Raw genomic sequence first — 20,473 nt, 5'->3', positions numbered from 1 at the left:
GTCAACGGTCGCGGGGGCGCCGTGAATCCATCCTTGGAGGCTTCACGGCGGCATCCTTGCCGCCGAGACTCCCGCGACCACTGACCAACCCGAAACAAGCCGATCATCCAGGTTTTTTGGGTCTCTGTTTCGCCTATTCGCGCGCGATATGGGATCCTTTCAGCATCAGCCGGAGGTGGTCCGGTGAGCGGTTCAGTCAGTTCGAAACGAGTCCGAAACATGGCCTATCCCCACCCCCTCCGTCGTCTGACCAAGCGCATCAAGACTCTGCGTGGCCTGCTGCTGCTCGGCGGCTTGAGTTGGGGGCTTGGCGGGTGGGGTGGGGGCTGGTTCCCGGAGGCGGCGGCCATGCCAACCGTGGCAAGTCCGGCTCTGGCCGCCACGATGCAACGACTCGATGCGGACGAGCACAGCCTGTTCGTGGGCAGTGACGGCCGACTCTGGGCCTGGGGCTTGAACTATTGGGGACAGCTCGGTGATGGGACGACGCAGGACCGCTTATCGCCTACCGCGGTCGGCAGTGGCCTGATGGCCGTTGCCACCGGAACGGCGCACAGTCTCGGCCTGAACCGAGATGGTGCCGTTTGGGCCTGGGGCAAGAACGAGTCCGGTCAGTTGGGTGACGGGACGCGCACGGATCGCACGCGGGCCGTGCGGATTCCCCTGACGGATGTCATTGCCGTCCAGGCGATGGGCTGGAGCAGTTTTGCGCTCAAAGGCGATGGGACGCTCTGGGCATGGGGCTGGAATGCCGCGGGCCAACTGGGCGATGGCACCACCAGCGATCAACTGCGTCCGGTGCGAATCCTTGATGACGTGGTCGCGATCTCGGCCGGATCGATGCACGCCCTGGCCGTGACGGCCGATGGGCGACTCTGGGCTTGGGGTGAGAACGGGAGCGGTCAGGTCGGAGACGGCACCACCAACCGCAGAGCGAGACCGACTCAGGTGCTCACCGGGACGGTCGCGGTCGCGGCAGGGGAAAGCCACAGCCTCGCCTTACGCAACGATGGCAGCCTCTGGGCGTGGGGCGCGAATTTTTGGGGACAACTGGGGAATGGCTCGGTGTCAATGGCACCAACGCTGACGCCAAAGCAGTCACGCCCAACGACTGAGTTCGTCGCCTTATCGGCAGGGTCCGGACACAGCCTCGCCTTAACGCGTCAGGGCGCCCTCTGGGCGTGGGGTAGCAATCAACACGGCGAACTCGGGGATGGCTCGGTGACGCATCGACCCGGACCCGTGTCGATCCTCGATCGGGTCGTGGCCATGGCCGCTGGGACGAATCATAGCCTTGCGATCCGCGATGATGGCAGTTTGTGGAGTTGGGGCAACAACGAGGAAGGTCAACTGGGTGACGGAACACAGAGCGGACGCCCCGGACCACGGGCGATCGTGGGGGCTGAACCCAGTCCGCGACAGGTCTTGAACGCCGCGGTCTTACCCTCGGCACGGGCGGTGGCGGTGAATCAGCCGGCGACCGCCTTTGCGAGTGTCATCAACACGGGTGGCGAGACGGCGCGGAGTTGTTCGTTGGCGTTGCCGGGCGGGGTGAACGCGGGGTTCTTGTATCAGACCACCAACGCGGCGAACGAGTTGGTGGGGCAGGCGAACACGCCGGTGGACATCGCCCCGGGGGCGACCCAGGGATTCTACTTTGCGGTGATTCCGCGCGCGGCGTTTTCAGGCCGGGATCTGGCGTTGGTCTTCGACTGTGCCAACACCGCGCCGGCCGCCTCGCAGCGGGGTCTGAATACCTTTTTGCTGACGGCGACGAGCGCGGCGCCGGTGGACCTGTTGGCGATTGGGGTGACCCCGAGCGGCGATGGCGTGGTGCGCCTGCCCAGTCAGAGCGGCACGGCTGCCTTTGCGGCGGCGGCGGTCAACATCGGGCGGACGGGGACGGTCCGAATCACCGCGGATGATGGCGGTGCCGGCCTGCCGCTGCGGTTACAAGTCTGCGAGACGGATGCCCGTGGCGGTTTCGTAGAGTGTGGTACGGCCCTGACGCGTTCGGCAGCGGCTGGTCAGTCGCTGACCTTCACGGTGGTGGTGACGGGGACGGGTCGTGCCGTGCCCTTTGATCCGGCGCGCAACCGGCTGTTCCTGCGTTTCGCTGCCAGTGGGGCAACGGTCGGGGCGACCAGCGTGGCGGTGCGCACGCCCTAGCACACCTCGCACGTCAGGGTCGCGGATCCGCCGAGGCGGTCGATCGAGCAGGACTGGGCTTGGTGTTTCACTTCATCCATGGGCTGGTCGTCGATCCAGCCTCCAACGAGAGGGGCCGCGATCTCTTCCTTGGGGTCGTGAGCGAATGAAGATGGAACTGCCCGGATTCTCATCTGTCCCCTGATGCAAGACCCTTCTCGATTCCGGTCTCGTTCCTGGAGTTTCATTTGTTCACGACAGCATGTCATCACCCTACCATCGGACTGGTCTGAAGAAACCATGAGTCAACCCAATCGCCAAGGTCATCACGCTGAATTCGGGACGCCCGCGGAGGATGCAGTGCAATCGAGGATTGCGCCAAGGTCGTTCGCTGATCCCGCCATCACGTCCGCTGCCGAGGTGCCCCCCGTGGGTGTGCGGAGCGATCCAGATCCCTACAGCTATCGGTTCGCGGATGTCCCCAACCCCTGGACGCGGATCGGCCGCACACTGGTCCGGGGGGTGACCATGCTGGGTTTCGTGTTGTGGTTCGAGGTCCTGAACTACACGATCTTCGCCATCGCGCTGCTGCAATATCTCGCGATCCTGGTTAGCGGTCGACCGATTGCGCTGTTACGACGGTTCAATGAGGGTTTGAGCGCTTACATGGGCGACCTGGCGGGCTACCTCACCTGCGTCGATGAACGAGCCCCCTTTCCCTTTTCCCGCCCACGGCCGGCACGCGGAGTCGTGCATCAGCCGCAGTGGCGTCAATCAAGGCCGTCGGCCTCCCCTGATCGCGCCCACGCTCACGACCGGACGCCCTGAGGTCCACAACCGGCTCGACTTGCTCATGGAGGTGGGCCGTGCGGTCGCCCTGCGAGTCGCGGGGGAGTTGACGTCGGTCGCTCCGATCCGTATGATCTTCGCTCTTCGAAGGCTACGTAGCTCAGTTGGTTAGAGCATCGCACTCATAATGCGAGGGTCGGTAGTTCGAGTCTACCCGTAGCCACCACGTCTCTCATTCCCCATCCATCGCCACCGGACCTCTGTCCTCACGCGAACCGTCCCAATCCAAAGGCTTCGCCGTGTCCCAGGGATTCCCGCGGTCCGGCCATCTCCCGTTCTCGATCGAGCTGTCTGCCGACAGGACCGCGGTCGTGCAGGCGCATCAACAGCATGATGACCCATTCGATCGCGGTCGAGTCCGAGGGCCGAAACCGGTTCAGAGCACCAGTGCGACCACCGCGCCCGTCATCAGGGTCGCCATGGTTCCGGCGAGGATTGATTTCATGCCGAGCGCGACGATCTCGTCGCGCCGCTCGGGCACCATCGCGGCAAGTCCTCCGATCATGATGCCCAGGCTGCCGAGATTGGCGAAGCCACAGAGGGCATAGCTCATGATGAGTTGGCTGCGAGGACTCAACTCGCTGCTGGGCGTCGCGGCGAGTTCGAGATAGGCGAGAAATTCGTTCAAAATGGTCTTGATCCCCATCAGGGCACCAGCGGTTTGCGCCTCGGACCAGGGGATGCCGATGAGCCAAACGATCGGCGCCAGTGCCCAGCCGAGGATGCGTTGCGCCGTGAGAGGTTCCGCGGCGACGGCGGGCAGCAGCGCCAGTGCTTGGTTGAGCAGACTGACCAGTGCGAGCATGACGATCAGCATGGCCATGATGTTCAGCCACAAGGGGATGGCCTCGAGGGTGCCGCGGGTGATCGCATCCATGCTGCTGCGCGCCTCGCTCCGGTCCGCGCTCGGGATGACGGTCGCGGCACCGGCCGGCTCGGGGATCAGGATACCCGCCAACATCAGGGCGGCGGGCGCACTGATCAGCGAGGCGGTCAGGAGATGGCCGATGGCATTCGGGATGCTGTCACTGATGATCGTGGCATAGAGCAACAACACGGTGCCGGCGACGGTCGCCATGCCACAGGTCATCAGCGCGAAAAGAGCCGAGCGAGACAAGCCGGCGAGATAGGGACGGATGAGCAGGGGCGCCTCGGTCATCCCCACCAGGACGTTGGCGGCGGCGCCGAGACCGAGTGCTCCCCCAGTGCCGAGTGTGTGACGCAGGAGCCAGGCGAAAGCGCGCACCAGGAGGGGCAGGATGCGCCAATAGAAGAGAAGGGCGGAGAGGGCGCTCATGACGAGGATCAGCGGCAGCGCCTGAAACGCCAGCACGATGTTGTGCTGAGGATATGCGAGGTCGAAGGGCGGGGCACCACCGCCGATGTAACCGAACACCACTTCGGTTCCGCTCAGGGTCGCCTGTTGCAGGGCGAGCACGATGGAATTCAGTGCAACGAAGGCGGCTTGTACCCAGGGAATCTTCAGCAGCAACCAGGCGAGTCCAAATTGCAGCGCCAAACCCGCGATGATCAAGCGTGGCGCGATCTCCGTGCGTTGTTCGCTCAGCGCCCACGCCAGCAGGATGATCGCGGCCAGCCCAAGAACGGGCTGCAGGGTTTCCAACATGGCGCGCTCCTCTGTTGAGACGGTGTGCGGTCAATGCTGTGATGGCGAGGGATCGTGCCGTGGCTGTCCGGTGAAGAGCTGTTTCGCGTCGATCACATCGAGTCGATACCTGCGGTTACAAAATTCGCAGGTGACCTCGACCGCGCCTTCCTCCGCGAGGATGGCATCGACCTCGTCGGCCCCGAGCAGTTTGAGTGTGTCTTCAATCCGCTGACGCGAGCACCCGCAGCGGAATGCGATGGGTTCGGGCTCGAACAGTCGCACCGTTTCTTCGTTGAACAGACGATACAGCAGGTCGGCGGCACGCTGCTCGGTCAACTCGTGCGTGGTCAGGGTCGCGGCCAGGATGGCGATGCGCTCCCAATCCTCCGCGAGGAGGGGTTGACTCGGCAAATGCTGAATGAGTAGACCCGCCGCGCGACTGGCGTTCGCGCTCAACCAGAGCCGGGTCGGCAACTGCTCGGAGTCACGAAAGTAGCGCTCGATCGCGGCAGTCAGATCCGGCCCGTCGAGTGGCACGATGCCCTGGTAGGGCGTGCCGTCGCGTTGCGCGATGCTCAGCGCCAGATGGCCGCTACCGAAGCGGGCGCTCAGGGGGCCCTCGCTGGGCACCTCACCCTCCCAACGGGCCAGTCCACGCACCTGACTCGCCTGGTTGGCCTGAGCCACCAGGGTGCGCAACGGGCCGCTTCCTTGTGCTTGCAGGATCAGAGATCCCTCGATCTTGAGCGTTGCGGACAACAGGGTCACGGCGGCCAGGGCCTCGCCTAGCAGGTCGCGCACCGGCTGCGGATAGGGGTGGGTGCTTTGGACCGCGCGCCAACTGGCATCGAGATGAACAAGATTCCCGCGAATTCCAAGGCCCTCGAACAGAAATCGATAGAGGCGATCGGTTTCGCTCATGCGTTCACCCAGGCGTTGTGTGGTGTTGATGCAACAGACCTGGTTACAACTTGATGCAATTTGGCCCACAGCCTCGCATTGACCTGAGTGCGGTTGTCGGATTTCAAGATAAGCATTTGTTTAATCGATTGAATGGACTGTATCAGTTTGTTTCATCAAGGCTGATTTCAAGTTGTTTAGGAGGGTGCGGGCGGACCCTGGTGCTTGCATGTTATTTAGTAAAGACTAATATACTGATCATGCAATGTCGCAAATAGGAAACAATGATGATGCCGTTAATCTTGAGTCTTGTCACCGCGGGCCTGTTCCTTCTCCTCTCTGGATTAACCTATGGAGGCGCGGCGCTGCTCGCCAGCCCCTGGGTTGCGATGGTGTTTTGGGGCACCTTGGCTCCGGGCGCCATGCTGTTCCTTCTGAGTCATCAGGATCAGGGCAGCGCACGCTGAATGTCCCATCGTCCAACCCAATCGAAGCGGATTGATCCGAAGACCTCGGAGTCGACTCTGTGAATGCCGCCATCCCGCCGAACCCGAGTGCGTGTTCCGCGCACTCGGGTCAACTTCCGCGCCGTCAAGCGCCACACGTCGTCACGACGTGACCCGCCTCTCATCGCTCCAAGGCACTGATCCGTCACTTGCCGCTCGTCTGTTCGTCCGGACCCGCGGGTGTCCTGCCCTAGGGAGCTGTGGCGACCCGTAGGAAGGCCTCGACCGCCGGTGCGAGTTCACGCTCGCCCGCGAGCACGCTCGGTTCGAATTCACGTCGCCATAACGGCATCAGCAGCCGTGCCTGACGCCACTCCTCGAAGAGGATGTGCGTGAGTGGACCACCCCCCTCGAGGAAGCCGGAATCCTCGAAATCCTGTTGCGCCCGCGTGCGGTCGTAGTGGAAGCGCACGATCTCCCAATGCCAACGCCCCCGTCGTTCTTCGAGGATGGCATAACTGCCGCGTACGTCGCCGTCGAACGGCGAGCCGACCGAGCCGACATTCAGGATGGGCACTCCATCGAGTTCACGCTCGAGGGGACGGTGGGTGTGCGCGGTGACGAAGAGGGCGATGTCATCTGGAAGCTGGCCCCGAATCTCTTCGTCGGCCAGATTGGCGGTAATGCCGATGCGGTTACCGGCCATGGTGCCATGGGTCACATGGACCCAACTCGCCTCATGGGCGCCATGAAAGCAGAGATGATCGGGCCAGTTTTCGAGGGCGTCGAGGCGGTCGCGGACCTGCAGCGCGGTCCAGTCAGCGAACTGTCGCATCTGGGCCTCCAGTGCATCGCGTGGTGCCACCCGCAGGCAGCGCAGGATCCAGGCCTCGTGATTGCCCTTGACCGGTAGCCATCCGAGCTGGCGTCGCAGTTGGTCAAAGGTCTCGACACAGGCGCGGCTGCTCGGGCCTCGGTTCACCAGGTCACCGTCCATGATGACGAGATCCGCATGGAGATCGAGGATCTGCTCGACTGCGGCCTCCATCGCAGGGAGGTTGGCCTGGACATCGGAAAAGATCACGACCTTCATCGGTTGATTCTCTGCTAGTGGGTCAGGACGGAAGTATACCGAGCAGATGGGGATCTTTCGTGAGACTGCAGCCTGCGCGGGCGCGCGCACCTGTTCGAGGCGCCGCCCGCGCACTGGGAGCCTGTCAGGTTGCGACCGGACCGATGCGCTCTTGCACCGCGACGATCTTGCCCTCGAGGCGTCCCAGCGGCCCGGATCGGATGTCGAATTTCGCCGTGGCATAGATCCGCTGACAGCCCCGTTGCGCGAGGATGGTGTGTGCGCACTCCAGGATCGCCAGGGCCTCGGCGAGGGTCTCGGTCTCGATGATGGTCCCCATGGGAGAGAGACGATAGGGTTGGCCACTGTCGCGGATCATCGCGATCACGGGGGCGACGAAACCGCTGACGCCTTCGCCTTGGTCCATCGGGAAGATACTGAGATCGAGTAGAACGGACATGGTCACGCCTCTGGGTCTGGTTCTGCGATGAATGGGTGCCGCGGCGGCTGATTTGGCCGGTTCGCACGCCGGATGCCCAATCGCCTGGACCCGCCCGCCGCATCGATCCAGCACAGTGGCCGTGGATCCGTCGTCGCTGCTGGCAGCGTACGATGAGGATTGCCCTGTGGCCAAGGGGGACTATAGACTGAGGTGGATTCGACGCCCAGTCTCCAGTGGGGAACCGACGACCGTCAGGAAGAGAGCATGACCACAGAAACCGAAGTCGCCGAGCCTGACTGGGAAACCCCCCTGTCAGTGAGCCTGACCCCCGCGCTCCTGATCCATGCCTTAATGGGCACGGCCAGTGCCGTGCATACCGGGTGGACAAGTTGCATTGAAGAGGCACTGGTGTTGTCGAATCTGGTCTCGTTGGAAGACCGTTCCGGCAATTATGCGCGCCTGGCTGAACAAGAGTTCGTCGAGGACGACCAACCTGAGACCGTTTGGCATGATTGGACCCTTGAGGTTCGGATCGGCATCGTTCTGACCACTGGACATTGGCAGTTTCCGGTCAATGCGCATCCGTCCGAGTGGGAATGGAACGCGCGCGAGGCGATGCGCGCCTTCGAGCGTGCCTCCGTGCTGCTTGGGCGGCGCGTGCGACGGACGGTCGCGGTGGAGGATCCGACACCGACCGACAGCGTGCCACGCGCGAGTCGGCATTAGCCACTGATCACAGATCGTGTGGTCCGGTTCGAGCGGTCCGCGCCTATCTGTGGTCGTTTTAGCGCGCGGTCAGGCTCCCCTGGCCGTGCCGCACCGAGGAGGAACCCCGATGAAGATCAGCGTCGATGTCGAAGTCACCCCAGAGGAGATGCGCAAGCTCTTCGGATTGCCGGATGTCGAGGCCTTTCAGCGGGAGCTGATGGAGGATATCCGGCAGCGCATGGTCTCGGGTGCCGAGGGCTATGATCCGATCAAGCTCTTTCAGCCCTATGTTGCCGGCACCATGGCGTCTTGGGATCTGTTCCAGAAGATGCTGACCAACGCCGCGAGTTTTTCCGGCGGCAGTGGCGAGGGGCAAGCGAATGAGCTGACGCCCCGCTCGGACTGATCTGCCGAGACCGATCGGGTCGAGGGAGCCGAGTTGCGTTCGGGTGCCAGCCTGCTCCAGGGGCTCGAAGGCTCGGCGTGGGTTCGGCGAGATGTCAGTCCGGTCGCTGCGTCAGGGTGACGTGGAGGGGTATGGCGAGTCGATCAGGACGGGCGCGTGCAACGGCGCGCCGTCCAGCCAGGGGACGCCGTCCGCGTTCAGCCTCAGCCGCCCTTCGGCGAACCAGCGCACCGCCAGGGGGTAGATGACATGCTCGCGCGCGAGCACCCGGGCCGCAAGGGTCTCGGCGTCATCCTCGGGCCGCACCGCAACCCGCGCTTGGACCACGACCGGGCCGCCGTCGAGTTCGGCCGTCACGAAATGCACGCTCGCCCCATGCTCTGATTCCCGTGCTTCCAAGACCCGACGGTGGGTCTGTAAGCCACGGAACTTCGGCAGCAAGGAGGGGTGGATGTTGAGCATGCGCCCGCTGTAGCCGGCGACGAAGTGGGGCGTGAGGATCCGCATGAAGCCGGCAAGTGTGACGAGGTCGGGGGTGAAGGACTCGATCAGGGTGGCCAGCGCGGCATCATAGTCCGCTCGCTCGCCATAGTCGCGATGGTCGAGCACGGCACTCGGGATACCCGCACGCCGTGCCCGCTCGAGACCAAAGGCATCGCTACGATTACTGACCACCGCGCTGATGACGAAGGGCGCGCCCGCGGTGGCTGCGTCGATCAGCGCCTGGAGATTGCTCCCGCCGCCCGAGATGAGCACCAGGATTCGCGCGCGTCGGGCGTCAGTCATGGCGGGGTTCGCCACGGTATTCGACCGCGGCCGGGCCCGCGCCGGCCACGACCTCCCCGATGACGCGCGCGTCCTCGCCGGCGTCACGCAAGTGCGCGAGCGCGGCATCAACATCGGCCGCGGCGACCGCGATGACCATGCCGATACCGCAATTGAAGGTCCGCAACATCTCTTCCTCGGTGATACCGCCCTGGTCTTGGATCCAGTTGAAGACCGGGGGTCGTTCCCAACTCGCCAGCTCGATGCGGGCGCGGGTGTCGTCCGGCAGGACGCGTGGCAGATTCTCGGTGAGTCCACCGCCGGTGATATGAGCGAGTGCATGGACGCGCAGGGTGCGTGTCAGGGGCAGCACCGCGCGGACATAGATCCGGGTCGGCTCCAACAGACGCGCACCGAGCGTGGCTCCGTCGAAGGGGACCCGCAGGTCGGCCCCGCTGATCTCGATGACCTTGCGGATCAGGGAGTAACCGTTCGAATGGGGACCGGAGGAGGCGAGTCCGATGAGGACGTCGCCGACCTGAACCCGTTCGGGCAGAATCAGCTCGGACTTCTCGGCGATCCCGACACAGAAGCCCGCAAGATCATAATCACCCGCGGCATAGACGCCCGGCATCTCCGCTGTTTCACCCCCTGTCAGGGCGCAGCCGGCGAGGGTGCAGCCCCGGGCAATGCCCTCGATCACTGCCGTCGCAACCTCGAGATCCAACCGTCCGGTGGCGAAATAGTCGAGAAAAAACAGCGGCTCTGCCCCGCTCACCAGGATGTCGTTCGCGCACATCGCGACCAAGTCAATGCCGATCCCCTCGTGGTGGTCGAGCGCGATGGCCAATTTCAACTTGGTGCCAACCCCGTCGGTACCCGAGACCAGGACGGGCTCGCGATACTCTGTCAGTGGGAGCTCGAAGAGCGCGCCGAAGCCGCCGAGTCCGGTGATCACCCCCGGTCGGGCCGTGGCCGCGGCGAACGGCTTGATGCGCTCGATGAGCCGGGCGCCGGCATCGATGTCGACCCCCGCGTCACGATAGCTGAGTGGGGCGGCTGGGGGGGAAGCAGAATCCTGCGACACGCTCGGGCTCCTAGGGATGGACGCGAAGGATCATTCTAACCGATCACGCTCACTTCGAGTCGGGTGGTCATGCGCCGTGGGAGGGGGCTGGTGACGGCGACGGCGGCTGGTGGGCGACATGCCACCTTGGACAGGCACCAAAGACCAGACTAGGATCCTGGTTTGGTACGACGGTGTTCGACTTGGAGTCTGTTCGTGAAGCTCAAGGATCTTCCTAATCTCATCAGCATCTTGCGATTGATCGCCGTGGTCCCGGTGGGCTATCTGTTGCTCGCGGGCCAGTATGGCGCGGCCTTGGTTCTGTTTGCCCTGGCCGGCCTCTCCGACGGGCTCGATGGCTTCCTGGCCAAGCGGTTCGGCTGGCAGTCACGGCTCGGCGGGATCCTGGATCCGCTGGCGGACAAGGCCCTGCTGATCACCTGTTTCCTGGTCTTGGGCTGGCAAGGGCTGGTCCCGTTTTGGTTGGTGGTGGCCGTCATCCTGCGCGACCTCGTCATCGTTTCGGGGGCCCTGATCTATCACTGGGGGATTGAGGCGATCGAGGCGTCACCCACCCTGGCCAGCAAGTTCAATACGGCCCTGCAGCTCATCCTGTTGGTCATGGTGATCACGCACGCGGGCGGTTGGCCACTCGCGCAGGGGCTGATCACGGCGACCAGTTGGCTCACCCTGCTGGCCGTGGTCACCAGCGGCGCCCAATACGTTTGGATCTGGGGGCACAAGGCCCGGGCGCGTGGTTGGCGGCGGCGCGGTTAGGGCGCGGGCGGGCCGGCCCCCGCGAACGAGAAGCGGCGGTTTCTAGGCTTAAGCCTCACCCCGCACGATGCGCCGCACCAGCGGGATACTGGGTTGACGTTGTTCGCGCAAACTGATCCGGTCAATACGTTCGACGATCGCGATCAGGGACGCCGGGTCGCGCGCGCAGTTGTTCATGATGTAGCGCGCGGTCTCGGGACCAAGGCGCATGCCAAAGCCGGCGGCAACGCGCATGATCAACAACTCGGAATCACGGTCGGTTAGCGGCAAGAGACAGTATCGCGGCCCCCACTGGAGTCGCGATGCCAGATCCGGGAGGCCGAGCCCGAGGTCATCGGGAGCGGCCGTGGCCGCGATCAGAAGGCGACAACCCTGGTGGCGGGCCCGATTGAAGAGATCAAAGAGGGCCAGCTCCCAGTCGGGCTGACCAACGATCCGCTGCACATCATCGATGGCGAGGAGGGCGCGGCGCTCAAGGTTCTCGAGGATCAGGGGATGCAGGCCAGACTGGCCCAGTGGCACATATTGCGCCGTGCGACCCGCATCAATGGCGGCCCGGCAAGCCCCTTGTAGCAGATGCGTCTTGCCCGTCGCGGGACCACCGAACAGGTAGAGGTAGGATTCCCCCGTCCCCTGTGCCAGGGTCGTCGTCGCCGCCAGCGCCTCGCCGTTCGGCCCCGGGCAGTAGTCCGCGAGCTCATGCTCACGCAGCAGTTCGATGGGCAGATGCAATTGCGCGGGACACGCCTTCAGGTCATCACCCGGCTCCAGTGATCCTGATGGGGGCGTGGCCTGGGCGTGCTCCTGGTGCTGATCAGGGCTGCCCGCGCGGCGGTGCATCGCTAGGCGCGCACGCCTGCCAGTTGCGCCGCCGTCGTCGCGAGCCGTCGCCCCAAGGCCATGCACAGGCGTTTCTCCTCATCGTTCACTGGGCGGCTGCTCTCCGCTCCGGCAAGGTGTGAGGGTCCGTAGGGCGTGCCACCCGAGGTGGTGTGCAGGAGATCCGTCTCGGTGTAGGGCAATCCCATCACCAGCATGCCGTGGTGCAGGAGTGGGATCAGCATGGTCAGGAGGGTTGTCTCCTGTCCACCATGCAGGCTCGAGGTTGAGGTGAACACGCCCGCGGGCTTACCCGTCAGACTGCCTGACAGCCACAACTCGCTGGTGCCATCGAGAAAATACTTCATGGGCGCGGCCATGTTGCCGAAGCGGGTTGGACTGCCGAGCGCGAGACCCGCACAGTCGCGCAGGTCGTCCAGCGTCGCGTAGGGCGCGCCCTGGTCGGGGATGGGGGCTGCCGTTGCCTCGCAGACGGTCGAGACAGGTGGCACGGTCCGCAGTCGCGCCTCGTAACCGGCGGATTCGACGCCACGGGCGATCTGATGGGCCATTTCGGCGGTCGCGCCGAAGCGGCTGTAATAGAGAACCAGGATGTAACGCATCGGGAAAACTCCAGTCGGAGCGGTCCGCTGGGCGACCGCGGGTTGTCTGCGTCGGTCCGCTCGCGTGGTCTCCGGGGGCCTGGTTTCAGGACCGGGCACCGCGGCGCGCATGCGGATGACCGAACCAGGCGCACGACCATCAGGCGCAGTATATACCGACGCATTCCGCGCGCACCTGGCTTTTGGGACAGCGCGCGCGGCGAGTCCGGTCGCGGCGATTGCGGTGCGCCGCATCCGGGCAACGCCGAGGTTGGCAGTTGAACTCAGGTTGGGAACTGGTGAGAATCCCCCCGAATTGGGCACGCGTGTTCGCGCACGCGCCTAGGCATGCATGACCCGAGCCTTTACGACCACGAGGAGAGTCAGACGCCGATGATGATGCCGATTTGTTCCGGGCACCGCCGACGCGGTTTGTGGTGCTTGTTCATCCCGCTCCTGTTGGTCGTCACCTGCGCCGGTGCCGCGCCGCGTGATCCCGGGCAATTCTTCTTCGACCCCACCTTCGGCGACTTCGCCGAGGAACTCGAGAATGCGCGCGACGCGGGCAAGACCGGCGTGTTGCTCATGTTCGAGATGGACGAGTGTCCCTTTTGCCACCGCATGAAGACCAGCGTGCTCAACCAGCCCGCGGTGCAGGATTACTTCAAAGCACATTTCCTGATCTTTAGCGTCGATATCGAGGGCGATATCGAGGTCCAGGACTTCGCGGGCAATCGCATGCCCGAAAAGGACTTCGCCCTCAAGGCGCATCGGGTGCGGGCGACGCCGGTGTTTGCCTTTTTTGACCTGGATGGAAACCTGGTCGCACGCTATACAGGCGCGACCGGCGATGCCACGGAGTTCCTGTGGCTGGGTGAATATGTGGTCGAAGGACGCTATCAGGACATGACCTTCCCGGTTTATAAGCGTGAACGTCAGGCGCAGGCACAGCCCTAGTCGCGGCCGAACCTGATCATCAGTCGCGCCCGCGCGGGCGCGCTTCCAGGAGACCGGAATGGACGAGCAGCAGGGCGAGCAGCGGATCTGTTACCGCTGCACCATTGGCGGACGGGTGCAGGGGGTGTTTTTTCGAGCCTCGACGCGGGAGCGAGCCATGCGGCTGGGGCTAACCGGTTATGTGCGCAACCGCTCCGATGGTCGGGTCGAGGTGATGGTATGCGGCGAGGCGGGCGCGGTGAGTCAGTTGCGCGAGTGGCTGCGGACCGGACCCGCGGGTGCCGCGGTAACAGGGGTCGCCTGCGAGCCCTTGGGTTTCCAGCAGTACCCCGGATTCGCCATCGAATGAGTCGTGGCGCTGCTGACGACGGTGCGCCCGGGGCCTGCGCGGCAGGTCGCCGCGCGCGCTGGCACGGCCGCACTCAGTAGCCCATCGCGTCTGGGATCGCGCGCTCCGGATAGGTCTCGCAGCGCCGGACGCGACTCTGGATGACCCCATCCGGGTGCAGTTGGATCTCGCGGAAACCCGGTGCGCGATCGTCGAGCGCGAACCGGTCCTGGTGAGGCTTGAATTGCAGACAGGTGGACGGCGTTCCGAGCAGCAGATAGCCGCCGCGTTGCTGGGCGAACTCCTGATGGATGTGACCGAAGGCGAGCGCCTTCACCCGCGCATGGCGATCACAACAGGCGAGCAAGGCGGCGCCGTCCGCGACCCCGATGCCGTCGATCCAGCGACTGCGGATTGCTACGGGGTGATGGTGCAAGAAGATCACCGCTGGTGATGTGTCGGCCATGAGGATGCGCTCCAACAACGCCAGGCGCGTCGCTCCGAGTCGCCCACCTTCGTGTCCGGGCTCGGTCGAATCGAGAAAGATCAGCGTCCAGCCGCCGAAGCGGCGAAAGGAGACCGGAAGGGTCTCGGTCGTGCCGAAGACCTGTTGCATCGCGTTCAGTGAATCGTGATTCCCTGGGATGCAGTCATAGCGAACCCTGGTGGCGTCGAGCAGACGCCGCAGACGGCGATATCCGGCCACGCTGGCGTCTTGAACCAGGTCGCCCGTCAGCACCAGCGCATCCGCCGGCACGCTCGCGAGCGCGGTCTGCAGCACGCTCTTGAAGCTCTGGCTCGTGGTGATCCCGAGAAGTTGGTCTCGCCCCCGCGCGAAGAGGTGCGGATCGGTCAATTGCAGCAGCGTCAGGATCCGCGCGCCCCGCCGCGCCGGTGCTTGGGACTCGTTGGTGACGCATGGATGCGAGAACCCTGGGTCGGGGAGGGAGCGCGGGGGCGTCGGTTGTGGTCGTTGGATAAAGGGCAACATCGGTTTCTCCTGCAATCTGGTTCCCCCTATAGCAAACCTATCCGCGGCGATTCGGAACGGGGTTCACAGACTTGTCGAATGCTCTTGCAGTCGATATGAAAAATCTCATGTTCAGACTCCACGGACGTCAGTTTATCCCGGCGCTCAGACTGGTTTATTCTTCTCCTCGGTTCGGAAAAGATGCCGACGAGACAGGGTCGGGAGAGCAATCGCGCAACCGAGTTCGGGTCCATCCGCCCCAATGTGTTCAACGCGGATGCGCTCCGGTGCCTCGGGTGGAGGAGTCACGGCCGTGCGATCCGCCGTCGCGCCAACCCTTTGCGGTTCGGGACATCCCCGGATCAGGTTCCGCCCATGCCGTGCAACCCGTCGAGAGGAGATCACTGTGAAACTGAAGGGCAGTCAGACCGAAGCCAGTTTGAAGGAGGCCTTTGCGGCCGAGTCCCAAGCCAATCGGCGCTATCTGTATTTCGCCGCCAAGGCCGACATCGAGGGATACAATGACGTCGCGGCGGTTTTTCGTTCGACCGCGGAGGGGGAGACGGGCCATGCGCATGGCCATCTCGAGTATCTCGAGGAAGTCGGCGACCCTGCCACGGGTTTGCCGATCGGAGCGACCGAGGCCAATCTGCGCGCCGCGATTGCGGGCGAAACCCATGAGTACACCGATATGTACCCGGGCATGGCCAAGATCGCGCGCGACGAGGGGTTCGATGAGGTCGCCGACTGGTTTGAGACCCTAGCCAAGGCCGAGCGCTCCCACGCCAACCGCTTCCAGAAGGCACTCGACAATCTCGACACCTAAGCCGGGTCGGCCCCCAGCGTCACCCGCGGGTTGCGCGCAACGTGCTCCGATGGCTGCCACCAGGGCGCGTGACGCCCCGGCGGCGTGCGCGTGCACCGACTCCGAGGGACGCCAGCACCCTCGGATCGCCCGCGGTCTCCTCAACTTACGCGATGTCGCGACGTGAACACCACTGGATTTTCGCACCGATTAGAGGCCTGGCTTCACCGGTTCAGCGCGGGGCGCCCCTGTCGTCTGATCACGGGTGATCAAGGCGAGCCCTACCTCGAGCGCTACTATCTGACCGGACTCTTCGGCTGGCACCTCTATCTGCACCGTTTTGTCGACTCGGACCCCGATCGAGGACTGCATGATCATCCCTGGAATCGGGCCTTCAGTCTCATCCTCACCGGCGGCTACGATGAAATCCGCGCCTTGAGCGGCCCACCAACAGGGCCGGACGATGGCGGGAGCGAACGCAGTGTGCGGCGCTTTCGTGCCCCTGGGCGGCTGAATCGGCTACGTGGCCACGATTACCATCGCGTCGTCCTGCGTGGCGGCGTGCCGGCCTGGACCCTCTTTCTGCACGGGCCACGGGTGAAGGGGTGGGGCTTTCGGCGTGGGAACGCGGTCGCGGTGATGGCCCGCGACGCGAGCGAGTTCAGGCATCGCGACTGGTGGAAACAGGCGCCAACCGGCGCACAGGTGCGTGGCAGGGCATCAGAGGAGCTGAAATGACGAGGCGTGTGCGGCGGCGGGGCGGGTGGATGCCAATCCTCTGTTGGTCCCTGGTGTTGGTTCTGGCCGGGTGCGGCGGCAAGACGCCGACGATCAAAACCACCGCGGCGCCGGATCAACTTCACGTGTCCTGCGTATCCGATCTGGAGCGCATGAGCTGTGGGGGTGATCGCGTCGGTTTCTACTACGATTACCGCGACGACCGCTGCAAACCCATGCAGTACGGTGCCTGCACGGCTCGCGCGCCATTCAAGACGCGCGAGGAGTGCATGACATTCTGTGGGGCTAATCCATAGGGCGCGAGTGTCGACGCCTCGGTCGCGGGATCACCGCCGTTTCGGCGGCAGGAGGTCGGTGATGGAGCCGTGCGCCATCTCCGCGGCGAGCCCGATCGTTTCATTCAAGGTGGGATGTGGATGGACCGTCAGCCCGATATCCTCCATGTCGGCGCCCATCTCCAGCGCGAGCACGGCCTCACCGATCAGTTCACCGGCATTCGGACCCACGATGCCCGCTCCCAGGATGCGCTTGGTTTCGGGATCGAACAGGAGTTTCGTCAGCCCTTCATCACGATGGATGCCGAGTGCGCGGCCGCTGGCGGCCCAGGGGAAGACGCCCTTTTCGTAGGCGATTCCCTGTGCCTTGGCCTCGGTTTCGGTCAGTCCCATCCAGGCCACCTCGGGATCGGTGTAGGCCACGGACGGGATCGTCAGGGGGTCGAAGAGCGCGGGCAGGCCCGCGATGACCTCGGCGGCAACCTTGGCCTCGTGCGTCGCCTTGTGCGCGAGCATGGGACCGCCGACGACGTCTCCGATGGCGAAAATATTGGGGACATTGGTGCGCATGTGGGCATCGACCGGAATGAAACCGTGCTCATCGACCCGTACGCCCGCCGCCTCGGCGTTGATCAACTTCCCGTTCGGGCGTCGTCCGATCGCAACCAGCACCTGGTCGTAGACGGCCTCGCCCGGGGCGCGACCCTCGAAGACGACTGCGATGCCCTGCGCGGTGGCCTTCATCTGGGCAACCTTGGTGCCCAGCCGAATCTCCCGGTAGCGCTTTTTGATGACCTTCTCGAGCGCCCGGACCAGATCGAGATCGGCCCCTGGCATGAGTTGATCCTTCATCTCGACGACATCCACCGCCGCGCCGAGCGCGCTGTAGACACTGGCCATCTCCAGTCCGATGATGCCTCCTCCGACGATCAAGAAGCGCTGCGGGATCTCCTGGAGCGCCAGCGCGTCGGTCGAGTCCATGACGCGTGGATCGTCGTGCGGGAACCCGGGGATTTTCATCGGCGCGGAGCCGCAGGCGATCACGCACTGATCGAACAGAACACGGACCTGACCCCGACGTCCCTCGACGAGCAGGCGGTTGGGCGATTCGAATCGCCCGGTGCCCTGAATCACCTCGACCTGGCGCTGTTTGGCCATGGCCGCGAGCCCCCCGGTCAACTTGGCCACCACGCGCTCCTTGCCGGCGCGCATCTGATCGAGATCGATGCGCGGTGGCTCGAAGGTCACCCCCATGCTGCCAAGGGTCTTGACCTCCTCGAGGATCGCCGCCGTGTGCAGGAGCGCCTTGGAGGGGATGCAGCCGACATTCAGACAGACGCCCCCGAGGGTGTCATAGCGCTCGATCAGGACCACCTTCTTGCCGAGGTCGGCGGCGCGGAAGGCCGCGGTGTAGCCACCTGGTCCGGCGCCGAGGACGACCACCTCGGTGACCAGCTCTCGTACCCCGGACGCGGCCGGTGCCGCATCCGCCTCGCCCTCGCGGCGCGCATCGTCGGTCGGTTGCGGCCGCGGCGGGGTTGGGGTGGCCGGCGGCGGGGGCGGCGCGTCCGCCTCGCTCACCTCGAGCGTGAGGATCAGCGCGCCCTCGCCGACACGCTCTCCGACCGCGAGCGCGACGGAGCGCACCACGCCTGCTTGTGGCGCGGGAACCTCCATCGTGGCCTTATCGCTCTCGAGGGTGATCAGCGACATCTCGCGGGCGACCCGGTCGCCAGGTGAGACCAGGATCTCGATGACCTCGACCTCCTCGAAGTCGCCGATGCCAGGGACCAGGACATCGATGGTGTCGGCGCGGGTATCGTTCATGCTGTGCTTCTTCTCTCAAGGCCGCGATGGCTGCGCGATGATGGGGTGTGCCAGACTGGCAATGCTAGACCAAACCGGCCCGCGAGGCGAAGCCGCCGGCCCTATTCAGTGCATTGGGAAGCCTTGGAATCGGGGTCCCTGGCAGTGAGTTCGGGCCGCCGGCTCCGGTGCGCCGGCTGCTCGTCAGGTCGTCGGAATCAGAGCAACAAGCGTCGCAGATCACCGAGGAGGCTGGCGAGCAAGGCGGTGAAGCGGGCGCCATCGGCTCCGTCCACGACCCGGTGATCGTAGGACAGCGACAAGGGTAACATCAGCCTGGGTTCGAACTCCTCACCGTTCCAAACCGGTTTTATGCTGGCACGCGAAAGGCCGAGGATCGCCACCTCGGGGGCATTCACGATCGGCGTGAAGGCGGTGCCCCCGAGACTGCCCAGGCTCGAGATGGAGAAGCAGCCGCCCTGCATGTCACCGGGCAGCAGCTTCCCGTTGCGCGCCTTCTCGCTGAGCTCGGCGAGTTCGCGCGCCAGTGAGTGGATGCCTTTGCGATCGACATCACGTACCACCGGGACGAGGAGTCCGTTGGGGGTCTCGACCGCGACCCCGATGTGCGTATAGTGCTTGGTGATCAACTGCTCCCCATCGTGACTGAGGGAGGCCTTCAGGATCGGCATCCGCTCAAGCGCCGTGGCCACTGCCTTGAGCACGAAGGGCAGCAGGGTCAGCTTGACCCCGCTGGCCTCGGCCGCGGCCTTCTGCTCGCGCCGAAAGGCATCGAGCGCGGTGATGTCGGCTTCATCGAACTGGGTGACATGGGGGACGCTGATCCAGCAACGGTGCAGATGCCGCCCGCTGAGCTTCTTGATGCGCGGGAGCTCACTGGTCTCGATGGCGCCGAATTTGGCGAAATCGATCTCGGGTGCCGCCGGCAGGGCAAAGGGCAGCGCGGTCGCGGGGGCCGGCGTGCCACGGGTCAGGGCCTGCTTGACGAAGTTCTGGACATCGTCCTTGAGCGCGCGTCCCTTGGGTCCACTGCCCTTCACGAAGGTCAGATCCACCCCGAGTTCGCGGGCGAAGCGCCGCACCGCCGGGCTGGCATGGGGTTTGCGGCCCTTGGCAATCGCCGCCATATCCTGTGGGCGCGGCAACACCGGAGCAGGGCGGCGCTCGGCCTCGCCGGGTGCCCGCGCCGGCGCGCCCGCGCTGGCATCGGGTTTGGCCGTCGCGGCCGGGCCGGCCGTGGCATCCGTCTCCTCCGCCGAGAAGGGGCCATCGACGTCGAGCGGCTCGGCCCCGGCTGTCCCCGTGACGCTTGCCGCCTCCCGGACGGGGCTCCGCAAGGTCAGGATCAGATCACCCTGATTGAGGGTGTCGCCGATCTTCACGGTCACTTCCTCGACGATCCCCGCATGGGGTGAGGGGATCTCCATGGTCGCCTTGTCGCTCTCGAGCGTGAGCAGCGATTGGTCGATCTCGACCTGCTCCCCAGGTGCGACCAGGACCTCGATCACCGGGATATCGCTGAAATCGCCAATGTCGGGTAAGACCACCGAGATGGTCTCGAACCGATCGGCCGCGGAGGTGGACGCGGGGCGACTCGGTGCGCGCGGCGGGGCCGAGGCGGCCGTGGGCGCGTCGCTCGGCGGCGCCTGACGGTCGGCCGGCGCGGAGGGCTCGCGCGCCGCGGGCGCGGCCGGCGCTCGCGCAGCGGCGTCGGTGCGCAGGGTCATCAGGAGATCCCCCTGGCTGACCCGATCTCCCAACGTGATCTTCAGCTCCTCCACCACCCCAGACTTGGGCGAGGGGATTTCGATGGTTGCCTTGTCACTCTCCAAACTCAGGATCGATTGTTCGACCTCGATCCGATCGCCGGGGGCGACCAGGATCTCGATCACCTCGACGTCGGAAAAGTCACCGATGTCGGGTAGCAGGATGTCTTCGACGGTTGCCACGCTCTGTCCTCCAGG

Annotated in this window: 22 protein-coding genes and 1 tRNA gene; 12 read left to right on the top strand and 11 right to left on the bottom strand. The window is 64.9% G+C overall.

What is annotated here, in order from left to right; genetic code table 11:
• Window positions 1-219: 219 nt before the first annotated feature.
• The 3 genes from CKO25_RS07970 to CKO25_RS07960 all read left to right on the top strand — a co-directional run bounded on the left by CKO25_RS07970 (window position 220) and on the right by CKO25_RS07960 (window position 3,163).
• On the top strand, window positions 220-2,169 hold the full coding sequence (locus tag CKO25_RS07970) for an RCC1 domain-containing protein (protein WP_200387396.1): 1,950 nt from the start codon (window positions 220-222) through the stop codon (window positions 2,167-2,169).
• 279 nt (window positions 2,170-2,448) lie between these two features.
• Window positions 2,449-2,976 carry a DUF4389 domain-containing protein gene (locus CKO25_RS07965; protein ID WP_200387395.1) on the top strand — a complete coding sequence of 176 codons (528 nt, stop codon included), beginning with the start codon at window positions 2,449-2,451 and terminating at the stop codon, window positions 2,974-2,976.
• A 110-nt stretch (window positions 2,977-3,086) separates the two neighbouring features.
• A tRNA-Met gene (locus CKO25_RS07960) sits at window positions 3,087-3,163 on the top strand.
• A 210-nt stretch (window positions 3,164-3,373) separates the two neighbouring features.
• Here CKO25_RS07960 and CKO25_RS07955 read toward each other — a convergent pair.
• The gene (locus CKO25_RS07955; RefSeq protein ID WP_200387513.1) at window positions 3,374-4,621 is read right to left on the bottom strand and encodes a NupC/NupG family nucleoside CNT transporter; all 1,248 of its coding nucleotides are present in this window, start codon (window positions 4,619-4,621) and stop codon (window positions 3,374-3,376) included.
• 33 nt (window positions 4,622-4,654) lie between these two features.
• On the bottom strand, window positions 4,655-5,527 hold the full coding sequence (gene hslO / locus CKO25_RS07950; protein WP_200387394.1) for an Hsp33 family molecular chaperone HslO: 873 nt from the start codon (window positions 5,525-5,527) through the stop codon (window positions 4,655-4,657).
• Between the two features lie 263 nt (window positions 5,528-5,790).
• Here hslO and CKO25_RS07945 point away from each other — a divergent pair, with 263 nt between their 5' ends.
• On the top strand, window positions 5,791-5,973 hold the full coding sequence (locus CKO25_RS07945; RefSeq protein ID WP_200387393.1) for a hypothetical protein: 183 nt from the start codon (window positions 5,791-5,793) through the stop codon (window positions 5,971-5,973).
• Window positions 5,974-6,202: 229 nt separating this feature from the next.
• On the opposite strand, the gene CKO25_RS07940 is transcribed toward CKO25_RS07945, so the two are convergent.
• The gene (locus tag CKO25_RS07940; RefSeq protein ID WP_200387392.1) at window positions 6,203-7,045 is read right to left on the bottom strand and encodes a metallophosphoesterase family protein; all 843 of its coding nucleotides are present in this window, start codon (window positions 7,043-7,045) and stop codon (window positions 6,203-6,205) included.
• A gap of 124 nt (window positions 7,046-7,169) precedes the next feature.
• Window positions 7,170-7,484: an MTH1187 family thiamine-binding protein gene (locus tag CKO25_RS07935; RefSeq protein WP_200387391.1), complete on the bottom strand. Its 315-nt coding sequence runs from the start codon at window positions 7,482-7,484 to the stop codon at window positions 7,170-7,172.
• Window positions 7,485-7,730: 246 nt separating this feature from the next.
• Here CKO25_RS07935 and CKO25_RS07930 point away from each other — a divergent pair, with 246 nt between their 5' ends.
• Together CKO25_RS07930 and CKO25_RS07925 are read left to right on the top strand one after the other, a co-directional pair.
• The gene (locus CKO25_RS07930) at window positions 7,731-8,192 is read left to right on the top strand and encodes a hypothetical protein (RefSeq protein ID WP_200387390.1); all 462 of its coding nucleotides are present in this window, start codon (window positions 7,731-7,733) and stop codon (window positions 8,190-8,192) included.
• Window positions 8,193-8,301: 109 nt separating this feature from the next.
• Window positions 8,302-8,580, top strand: coding sequence for a DUF6489 family protein (locus CKO25_RS07925; protein ID WP_200387389.1), 279 nt, complete (start codon window positions 8,302-8,304; stop codon window positions 8,578-8,580).
• Window positions 8,581-8,691: 111 nt separating this feature from the next.
• Here CKO25_RS07925 and purN read toward each other — a convergent pair whose 3' ends face one another.
• A complete protein-coding gene (gene purN, locus CKO25_RS07920) occupies window positions 8,692-9,366 on the bottom strand; it encodes a phosphoribosylglycinamide formyltransferase (RefSeq protein WP_200387388.1) in 675 nt (224 codons plus the stop codon).
• Window positions 9,359-10,432, bottom strand: a complete 1,074-nt coding sequence (purM, locus tag CKO25_RS07915; protein WP_200387387.1) for a phosphoribosylformylglycinamidine cyclo-ligase — start codon at window positions 10,430-10,432, stop codon at window positions 9,359-9,361. The genes purN and purM overlap by 8 nt, the downstream gene beginning before the upstream one ends.
• A 195-nt stretch (window positions 10,433-10,627) precedes the next feature.
• Here purM and CKO25_RS07910 point away from each other — a divergent pair, with 195 nt between their 5' ends.
• Window positions 10,628-11,188 (top strand): CDP-alcohol phosphatidyltransferase family protein, encoded by a 561-nt coding sequence (locus CKO25_RS07910; RefSeq protein ID WP_200387386.1) that lies wholly within the window; start codon window positions 10,628-10,630, stop codon window positions 11,186-11,188.
• A 48-nt stretch (window positions 11,189-11,236) separates the two neighbouring features.
• Here CKO25_RS07910 and hda read toward each other — a convergent pair whose 3' ends face one another.
• Together hda and wrbA are read right to left on the bottom strand one after the other, a co-directional pair.
• A complete protein-coding gene (hda, locus tag CKO25_RS07905; RefSeq protein ID WP_200387385.1) occupies window positions 11,237-12,028 on the bottom strand; it encodes a DnaA regulatory inactivator Hda in 792 nt (263 codons plus the stop codon).
• 2 nt (window positions 12,029-12,030) lie between these two features.
• Window positions 12,031-12,630, bottom strand: a complete 600-nt coding sequence (wrbA, locus tag CKO25_RS07900; protein ID WP_200387384.1) for an NAD(P)H:quinone oxidoreductase — start codon at window positions 12,628-12,630, stop codon at window positions 12,031-12,033.
• Between the two features lie 378 nt (window positions 12,631-13,008).
• On the opposite strand from wrbA, the gene CKO25_RS07895 reads away from it, so the two are divergent.
• Window positions 13,009-13,566, top strand: a complete 558-nt coding sequence (locus CKO25_RS07895; RefSeq protein WP_200387512.1) for a thioredoxin family protein — start codon at window positions 13,009-13,011, stop codon at window positions 13,564-13,566.
• Window positions 13,567-13,624: 58 nt separating this feature from the next.
• Window positions 13,625-13,915: an acylphosphatase gene (locus CKO25_RS07890; protein WP_200387383.1), complete on the top strand. Its 291-nt coding sequence runs from the start codon at window positions 13,625-13,627 to the stop codon at window positions 13,913-13,915.
• A 73-nt stretch (window positions 13,916-13,988) separates the two neighbouring features.
• Here CKO25_RS07890 and CKO25_RS07885 read toward each other — a convergent pair whose 3' ends face one another.
• Window positions 13,989-14,885 carry a phosphodiesterase gene (locus tag CKO25_RS07885; RefSeq protein WP_200387382.1) on the bottom strand — a complete coding sequence of 299 codons (897 nt, stop codon included), beginning with the start codon at window positions 14,883-14,885 and terminating at the stop codon, window positions 13,989-13,991.
• Window positions 14,886-15,270: 385 nt separating this feature from the next.
• On the opposite strand from CKO25_RS07885, the gene CKO25_RS07880 reads away from it, so the two are divergent.
• The 3 genes from CKO25_RS07880 (at window position 15,271) to CKO25_RS07870 (ending at window position 16,703) form a co-directional block, all read left to right on the top strand.
• Complete coding sequence (locus CKO25_RS07880) at window positions 15,271-15,690, top strand: ferritin family protein (RefSeq protein WP_200387381.1); 420 nt, start codon at window positions 15,271-15,273, stop codon at window positions 15,688-15,690.
• Between the two features lie 162 nt (window positions 15,691-15,852).
• Complete coding sequence (locus CKO25_RS07875; RefSeq protein WP_200387380.1) at window positions 15,853-16,407, top strand: hypothetical protein; 555 nt, start codon at window positions 15,853-15,855, stop codon at window positions 16,405-16,407.
• A 29-nt stretch (window positions 16,408-16,436) separates the two neighbouring features.
• A complete protein-coding gene (locus CKO25_RS07870; RefSeq protein WP_200387379.1) occupies window positions 16,437-16,703 on the top strand; it encodes a BPTI/Kunitz-type proteinase inhibitor domain-containing protein in 267 nt (88 codons plus the stop codon).
• Between the two features lie 30 nt (window positions 16,704-16,733).
• Here CKO25_RS07870 and lpdA read toward each other — a convergent pair whose 3' ends face one another.
• Window positions 16,734-18,509, bottom strand: a complete 1,776-nt coding sequence (lpdA, locus tag CKO25_RS07865) for a dihydrolipoyl dehydrogenase (protein WP_200387378.1) — start codon at window positions 18,507-18,509, stop codon at window positions 16,734-16,736.
• 197 nt (window positions 18,510-18,706) lie between these two features.
• On the bottom strand, window positions 18,707-20,458 hold the full coding sequence (aceF, locus tag CKO25_RS07860) for a dihydrolipoyllysine-residue acetyltransferase (RefSeq protein WP_200387377.1): 1,752 nt from the start codon (window positions 20,456-20,458) through the stop codon (window positions 18,707-18,709).
• Window positions 20,459-20,473 lie beyond the last annotated feature (15 nt).

This window comes from Thiocapsa imhoffii, from assembly GCF_016583985.1.
GTDB lineage: Bacteria > Pseudomonadota > Gammaproteobacteria > Chromatiales > Chromatiaceae > Thiocapsa > Thiocapsa imhoffii.
Note: the sequence above shows the minus strand (reverse complement) of the source record. Positions and strands in the feature narration are given on the sequence as shown.

What these genes read in the sequence shown, in the direction of transcription:
- CKO25_RS07970 (WP_200387396.1), top strand. Translation starts at nt 220, where the DNA reads ATGGCCTATCCCCACCCCCTCCGTCGTCTGACCAAGCGCATCAAGACT.
- CKO25_RS07965 (WP_200387395.1), top strand. Translation starts at nt 2,449, where the DNA reads ATGAGTCAACCCAATCGCCAAGGTCATCACGCTGAATTCGGGACGCCC.
- hslO (WP_200387394.1), bottom strand. Translation starts at nt 5,527, where the DNA reads ATGAGCGAAACCGATCGCCTCTATCGATTTCTGTTCGAGGGCCTTGGA.
- CKO25_RS07945 (WP_200387393.1), top strand. Translation starts at nt 5,791, where the DNA reads ATGATGATGCCGTTAATCTTGAGTCTTGTCACCGCGGGCCTGTTCCTT.
- CKO25_RS07940 (WP_200387392.1), bottom strand. Translation starts at nt 7,045, where the DNA reads ATGAAGGTCGTGATCTTTTCCGATGTCCAGGCCAACCTCCCTGCGATG.
- CKO25_RS07935 (WP_200387391.1), bottom strand. Translation starts at nt 7,484, where the DNA reads ATGTCCGTTCTACTCGATCTCAGTATCTTCCCGATGGACCAAGGCGAA.
- CKO25_RS07930 (WP_200387390.1), top strand. Translation starts at nt 7,731, where the DNA reads ATGACCACAGAAACCGAAGTCGCCGAGCCTGACTGGGAAACCCCCCTG.
- CKO25_RS07925 (WP_200387389.1), top strand. Translation starts at nt 8,302, where the DNA reads ATGAAGATCAGCGTCGATGTCGAAGTCACCCCAGAGGAGATGCGCAAG.
- purN (WP_200387388.1), bottom strand. Translation starts at nt 9,366, where the DNA reads ATGACTGACGCCCGACGCGCGCGAATCCTGGTGCTCATCTCGGGCGGC.
- hda (WP_200387385.1), bottom strand. Translation starts at nt 12,028, where the DNA reads ATGCACCGCCGCGCGGGCAGCCCTGATCAGCACCAGGAGCACGCCCAG.
- wrbA (WP_200387384.1), bottom strand. Translation starts at nt 12,630, where the DNA reads ATGCGTTACATCCTGGTTCTCTATTACAGCCGCTTCGGCGCGACCGCC.
- CKO25_RS07895 (WP_200387512.1), top strand. Translation starts at nt 13,009, where the DNA reads ATGCCGATTTGTTCCGGGCACCGCCGACGCGGTTTGTGGTGCTTGTTC.
- CKO25_RS07890 (WP_200387383.1), top strand. Translation starts at nt 13,625, where the DNA reads ATGGACGAGCAGCAGGGCGAGCAGCGGATCTGTTACCGCTGCACCATT.
- CKO25_RS07885 (WP_200387382.1), bottom strand. Translation starts at nt 14,885, where the DNA reads ATGTTGCCCTTTATCCAACGACCACAACCGACGCCCCCGCGCTCCCTC.
- CKO25_RS07870 (WP_200387379.1), top strand. Translation starts at nt 16,437, where the DNA reads ATGCCAATCCTCTGTTGGTCCCTGGTGTTGGTTCTGGCCGGGTGCGGC.
- lpdA (WP_200387378.1), bottom strand. Translation starts at nt 18,509, where the DNA reads ATGAACGATACCCGCGCCGACACCATCGATGTCCTGGTCCCTGGCATC.